The following is a 6,910-nucleotide window of genomic DNA, read 5'->3' as shown; positions in this document are numbered from 1 at the left end:
TTTAGAAGTTTCAGATACTATAAAAGCATTTTCAGTTGGTGAAAATATACAGTTTGTTAACGCTTCATTTTCTATCAATTTTTCAAAAAAACCATCATTATCAAAACTATAAATATTTTTAATAATTTTATTAGTCGATGACACTACATAATTTCCTTTTTGTATTACCAGCCTATTTTTATTAGGCAAAAAATTATAACCTACTGGAAAATTCTTATCATTGAATTTTTCCTCAAGCACTATGGTCTGAGCATCTACTAATCCGACGAATAGTAATAAAAGTAAAACAATAGTATTCTTTTTCATATTAGATTTTACTTAAAAATTAACTTTATAACTCAATCCCAATGTTAATGCTCTTGTGAGTCCGTCTGGACGTTCTTTTCTAACAACAAAAGGAGAAGCTATTGATGTTTCTAAATAACTTTTTTTGTTTAATTTATAAGATACAATTAGGTTTCCATTTATAGTAAGTCCATCAGAACCAACTATGGTTTCACGTTGTCCAAAAATATTCTGGAAACTATCCTCACCTAAATGATAAATAAATAATAAATTTGGTTTGAAAGTAAATTTCTCATTAGTTGTTTTTAATCTATAAGTAGTTCTAAATAAAACATCCGATTTTCTTTCAAATAAATTAGTTGAAGCATATTTATCAGTTACAAGTGGATTACTCAAATAAGAGTTTTTGTTATCTGACAATGGTATTTGTACTGCGGTATTAAAATCCCATTTTCTATATGTAAGATTTACACCCCCAATAAAATCGAAAGTTCCTAAACTTGCTTGATAAGCCATTGGTAGCGAAACGTTATTTATTTTATCATTAGAACTTGTTAGTGGAATCTTTACTCCAAACAGAACTGACCACATTTTTGCTCCTTCAAGATCACTAAATTTATTTTTAAATTTGTAGTTTCCTGTCAAAAAAGCATCTCCTAAATTACCTCTTGTACCAAAATCTCCATTCGCAATAGCTGATGTTAGTTTTGCACTAATTGCAAATTTATCTGTTACATCTCTTGTGTAAGTTAAATACTGTGAAAATACAGTAACACCTTCTTCGGCGATACCATATACTACACCAACATCAACACTATTTTTCAGATCTACTTCGTGACCTTTAAATCCGTTTCCGACTGAGCAAAAACCAGCGTCACTACAGCCTTGCGCATAGCAATTAGTAAAACTTACTACGATAAATAAAAAGAATGCTAAAAATTTTAATTTTTTTGTTTTCATGTTTTTGTTTAATTTTAATTTAAATAATTGTTAATGGTGCAATTGCAAATAAGTGGTTATACTGCTGGCAATGAATTAATACATAATGATATTCAGAAACATTTACACCAGACGGGATTGCATAAAACGTATTCCCGTTTCCTTTAAAATTTCCTAAATTCACAAAGTTAGTAGGTGTACTTTCTTTAGATATATAAACCTTTAAATCCGGTCCATCAGATATTATAAAATCTTCTAACTTTACTTTATATTTATTATTGTCTAGATAAATTTTAGCAAATCCAGAAACAGTTATACCTGACGTTGGGTAAAATTCTCCTGAATATTTTAGAACTGCACTACTGCTTATTGTTCCACTTTCTGCGCTTTTACTTGTTAACTCTCCATCGCTCTCACAAGAAACAAAAAGAAACAGGCTTAATAGAAATACAAATAAACTTTTCATATGTTATAATTTTCAAATTATTATTAAATTCCCTTTTTACTATTTAAATTTCTTTTGTACATCTACGTAATTCTTTAAATAATAGTTTTAAGTTTATTCAATAAAAGTAAAAAACTTCCTATTTGTCAAATGTCCGCTACCTTACATTAGGAAAGATTATTAAGAAATAATTATGTTAATCTAAAAAATCATAGATTTGTACTTTTAAACGACGTTATGATAAATCCCTCAGCACCAAGTTGGGTTGAAAAATTTTTTACAGAACAAAATGATGAAAATCAATCTGTAATAAATAATTACGAAAAATTTTACGAAAACACTAGAAACACTGGTTTTCTAGTTGGTTATACAACACATTTTGTAACCACAAAAGAAATTGAACCAAAAGGATTAACGAACGAAGAACTTTCTAAAATCGCTTTACTAAATACATTATTTGGAGTTTATCAATTAGTGAAAAACAATCGAAATCCGTCAGATTTTATAAATGAATGTGTTACTTTTTATAAAGATTTACATCCAAAAGAATCTAGTTTGTTAGAAAAAATATTGCCGCAAGATTCCTATTCGAGTAAACTAGAAAAAATAATAAATTCACGAATTCAAACCAACGAGAATATTATTAGCAAAAATTTTTCTAATATTCTAACAAATGCATTAATTTTTATTGATGTTTTAGCATTTCGGAAATATTTAGTAGAAGGAAATATTCCGGAGAAGTACTTAAAAAAAACAGAGGAAATTATTGTAAATATTGTTTCGTTGGCACTAAAAACCAAAGAATTAAAAACAAAATATGATGATTTACTTCAAAAATTATTTGAATCCTCTGTTAGATATACCAAATTTAATAAGTTAGAAATAGTTTCTATAGAAAATCTAGATTTATCCTATTTTAATAATGATTACGAGAAATATTACCTTATTGATATGGCAGGAATGGCAATGTGGAATGATGGTAAAATAGAAAATTCTGAACGAAATTTTCTATTTCAATTAGCAAAAAAGCTAGCTATTTCAGATTCATTTGTAGAAAAAAGTATTTTAGATATGAATTTATTTCTCACAAAAAATAAAGCTAAAATACCGTATTTCAATTTTTCGAATCCTGTAAAACATTTTTATGATCAAACTACTCAAAATGTGCACACCTTAATTTCTAGAAATAAAAACAGACTCATTTTAGAAATATCACAAAGTAAAGAACTTATGAAATTGCTTTCACAATCTACAAAAAGAGATTTAAGCCCAGAAGAGAAGAAAAAAGTAAGAAACCAATTGTTAGATATCTTCAAAACAATCCCATCATTAACTATTTTTCTTATTCCTGGCGGAAGTTTATTATTACCCATTCTCATTAAGTTTATTCCGCAACTATTACCCTCTGCATTTAACGAAAATCTAGAAAAAGAATAGAAATTCGTTATCATTTTAAATTATAGTTATTTATATTTGCATCATAAATAACTATATCATGACCATTACCCAACTACAATATGTTTTAGCTGTTGCCGAACACAAAAATTTTACACTAGCTGCAGAAAAGTGTTTCGTTACACAACCCACACTGAGTATGCAAATACAAAAAGTAGAAGAGGAATTATCTATTTTAATTTTCGATAGGAGTAAAAAACCTATTCAACTTACAGACGTTGGTCAAAAAATTGTAGCACAAGCAAAAAATATTGTCAATGAAGCAGATAGAATGCAAGATATTGTTGATATTCAAAAGGGATTTATTGGTGGCGAATTTCGTATAGGAATCATCCCTACAATAATGCCGACACTTTTGCCTATGTTTCTGAATAATTTTATCAAAAAATATCCCAAAGTAAAACTAATAATAGAAGAGCTGAATACTTCCGAAATTATAAAAAAACTTAATAATGGCCAACTCGATGCAGCAATAGCAGCAACACCACTAAACGACGAAAAAATAAAAGAAATAGTTTTATACTACGAACCTTTTATGGTTTATGTTCCTGAATATCATTCGCTTTCTTCTAAAAAAGAAATTGAAGTAAGTGATTTAGATATTGATGAGATTTTGCTTCTTCAAGACGGACATTGTTTTAGAGATGGAATCCTTAATCTTTGCAAAAACAATTCTATAAATAGCGATTCGAAATTTAAATTAGAGAGCGGTAGTTTTGAAACTCTTATAAAATTAGCAGATGAAGGATTAGGAATTACGTTACTTCCTTATTTGCATACTCTAGATTTGAAAGATAAAGACAAAACTAAACTAAAACATTTTGTAGAGCCAAAACCAGCTCGAGAAATCAGTTTAATTTTTCCTAAAAATGAACTAAAAATTCATATTATCGATGCACTAAGAGGTGTTATTTCAGGTGTTTTGCGTGGTGCAATTGCTTTTCAGAATGTAGAAATTATTAGTCCTACTTTGAAAAAATAAAAAAAGGAGCTTGTCGGCTCCTTTTAGTTTATAAAATTTTAATGTATATCTATTCACTAACAATATATAAAAATTGTTTGAGTTCGGGTTTTTCATTGGTGAAATATTGCAACCAATTCTTCAAGCTCTCAATTTCGTAGGGCAACAAAATTTTAATGGCTTTTTTTAGTTCTTTCATAAAAAGTTTTGCATCAAAACTAACTTTTTCTAAAACATCTTTTGTGTAATCATAAATCATTCTAGACATAATAAAGTAGGATTAAAAATGAATAATTTAGCTAATAAACTATTATAAAGATAAAAAAATAAATTTTAAATATCGATAAAAAGAAACGAATAATCGATGAAATGAAATTCAAATATCAAATTAGATTATTAATACTACATTTTCAGATTAGAATTATAAGAATTCTAATTAATATTATATTTTTTTAAAATAAAATATCCTTAAAATTGTACTTCTACAATTTTAAGGATATTTTTAATTTCTAATAATTAAACTTATTTATCTTTTGTAAACTCAAAATTTTGAGCACCAAAACTTAATTTGAATCCTGTTTTTTGTTCGTTAAATTGAACCGTTAATCCAGCTTGTTCAAAAGTAAATTTGCCATTTCCAGCATTATCTAAGGATATTGATTGTTGTCCTGTAGCACTCATAATTAGTGTTTCATCTTCTTGTTTAAAATTAACTTTTACTGGAATTTGAGCACTTGAAAAATTACCTAAATACGCATCTAAACTTATTCCTTTTTCTACTCCATTTTTAGCATCTGTCCAAACATTATTTTCTGGATTTGCATCTGGAAATGCATGATCTGGATCTATTGTTATACTTTCTAATTCTTCGGTAGAATTATATTTGAATGACCATGATTTATTACGCTCCCAAATTTCTACTGGTAATGTAGTTCTAGAAACTGCACCGCTTTTAGTTTTAACTTCAACCACAACTGGCATTGGCATTTTTTCCAAATTATCAATAGTAATTATTACGCCTTGTTTGGCATCATTTTTTACATATTTTACCTTTGCAATGGCTTGATCTAGTTTCCAGTTATTTATAAACCAACCTCTCCAGAACCAGTTTAAGTCTTCTCCAGCTACATTTTCTATACTTCTAAAAAAATCATCTGGAGTTGGGTGTTTAAAAGCCCATCTTTCAACATAAGTTCTAAATGCTTTGTCAAATCTTTCTTTTCCTAAAATTTGATTACGCAACATATTTAAACCTTCACCTGGTTTAAAATAAGCTAGAATACCTAGATTTGCTTCTTTTAAACCATCTGGTGCGCTATATATTGGTTCCATTTCTTGATTGGTTAATACTCCCGCAGATTGATGCATATTTGTTGCTGGTTGTTTGTATTCTCCATTATTAAAATCTTGCGAACTTACTCCATTAATAAAAGTATTAAAACCTTCATCCATCCAAGCAAATAGTCTTTCATTTGATCCTACAACCATAGGAAACCAGTTGTGTCCAAATTCATGATCTGTAACTCCCCACAAAGCTTCTCCCTTATCAGTCCAACTACAAAAAACAATACCTGGATACTCCATTCCTCCTTCGTTACCTGCAACGTTTGTTGCCGCAGGGTAAGGAAACTCAAACCAACGTTTAGAATAATTTTCAATCGATGTTTTAGTATATTCTGTGGCACGTCCCCAAGCATCATTTCCATTACTTTCTACTGGATAAGCGGATATGGCTAATGATTTTTTACCACTTGGCAAGTTTATTCTTGCTGCGTCTATTATAAAAGCCGGAGATGTTGAAAATGCTAAATCACGAGAATTTTTAATTTTAAATTTCCATGTTAAAGTTTGTTTTCCAACAGGACGAGAATTTGCATTTGTAACCTCATCTGCAGATCGGATAATTACTGTTTTTTCGCTATTTCTAGCATTAGCCCATCTTTTTTGTTGTTCAGCCGTATAAACTTCTGTAGGATTTAATAATTCTCCAGAGCAAACTACAATATGTTTTGCTGGTACTGTTATTGCAACATCTAAATCTCCATATTCTAAATAAAATTCTCCTGCACCTAAATAAGGTAAAGTATTCCACCCTTTTACATCATCGTACACACACATTCTAGGATACCACTGAGCAACTGTAAAAATTTTACCGTTTTTCGTGTCCTGAACTCCCATTCTGTCTGAACCATAAAGAGGAGAAACAAATGAATAATCTATTTTAAGTTTTACACTTGCTCCATTTGCTTTTAGTTCCTGAGGCAAATCGACTTGCATTCTAGTATCTACAATAGTAAACTTAGCATTTGTTTCGACAGATTTTCCGTTTGAAGTTGCAATAACTTTAACCGAATTAACCTTATAACCACCATCAAAATCTTCTCCTTTGGCTCCATTTCTACTTCCTTTAACAGGAATAACGGCATTTCCTCTAGAGTCTTTTTTGAACAAATTTTGATCTAATTGCATCCAAAGAAAACCTAACTTATCCGGACTATTATTGGTATAGGTTACTAATGCTGACCCTAAAATCTCGTTTTTAGCTTCGTTAAGTGATGCCGTTAGTGAATAATCAGCTCTGTTTTGCCAATATTTTGCTCCTGGCTGACCACTTGCCGAACGTGTTTCAGTAGCATTTTTAGTATAAAAACCTGGTGCAAAGGCATCATGATAATTATAATTTGTTGCTTGTTGTGCTGAAATTAAATTACTCCCGAAAAATAATGCAGAAATAAATAATCCTCTAATAATTTTTGAGTTCATTTTATATTTTTTTTGATTGTTAAAATTAGAGTAACTATTTGCTTTTTTGTTACAAAAAAATG

Annotated in this window: 7 protein-coding genes; 2 read left to right on the top strand and 5 right to left on the bottom strand. The window is 29.2% G+C overall.

Features of this window, described 5'->3' with window-relative positions:
• The 3 genes from ABI549_RS07890 to ABI549_RS07880 form a co-directional block, all read right to left on the bottom strand.
• Positions 1-306: hypothetical protein (locus ABI549_RS07890; protein ID WP_348075918.1), on the bottom strand; the 306-nt coding region annotated here is incomplete at its 3' end.
• A 12-nt stretch (positions 307-318) separates the two neighbouring features.
• Positions 319-1,245: a hypothetical protein gene (locus ABI549_RS07885; RefSeq protein ID WP_348075917.1), complete on the bottom strand. Its 927-nt coding sequence runs from the start codon at positions 1,243-1,245 to the stop codon at positions 319-321.
• A gap of 19 nt (positions 1,246-1,264) precedes the next feature.
• Positions 1,265-1,690, bottom strand: a complete 426-nt coding sequence (locus tag ABI549_RS07880; protein WP_348075916.1) for a DM13 domain-containing protein — start codon at positions 1,688-1,690, stop codon at positions 1,265-1,267.
• 216 nt (positions 1,691-1,906) lie between these two features.
• On the opposite strand from ABI549_RS07880, the gene ABI549_RS07875 reads away from it, so the two are divergent.
• Together ABI549_RS07875 and ABI549_RS07870 are read left to right on the top strand one after the other, a co-directional pair.
• Complete coding sequence (locus ABI549_RS07875; protein WP_348075915.1) at positions 1,907-3,106, top strand: LETM1-related biofilm-associated protein; 1,200 nt, start codon at positions 1,907-1,909, stop codon at positions 3,104-3,106.
• A 58-nt stretch (positions 3,107-3,164) separates the two neighbouring features.
• The gene (locus ABI549_RS07870; protein WP_348075914.1) at positions 3,165-4,106 is read left to right on the top strand and encodes a LysR substrate-binding domain-containing protein; all 942 of its coding nucleotides are present in this window, start codon (positions 3,165-3,167) and stop codon (positions 4,104-4,106) included.
• A 49-nt stretch (positions 4,107-4,155) separates the two neighbouring features.
• Here the strand turns inward: ABI549_RS07870 and ABI549_RS07865 are convergent, their stop codons facing one another.
• Entirely contained in the window at positions 4,156-4,353 is a 198-nt protein-coding gene (locus ABI549_RS07865; protein WP_348075913.1) for a hypothetical protein, read from the bottom strand.
• Positions 4,354-4,607: 254 nt separating this feature from the next.
• Positions 4,608-6,848, bottom strand: coding sequence for a M1 family metallopeptidase (locus ABI549_RS07860; RefSeq protein WP_348075912.1), 2,241 nt, complete (start codon positions 6,846-6,848; stop codon positions 4,608-4,610).
• Between the last annotated feature and the right edge of the window lie 62 nt (positions 6,849-6,910).

The organism is Flavobacterium sp., from assembly GCF_039932285.1.
GTDB lineage: Bacteria > Bacteroidota > Bacteroidia > Flavobacteriales > Flavobacteriaceae > Flavobacterium.
This window is presented reverse-complemented; position numbering and strand designations above follow the sequence as displayed.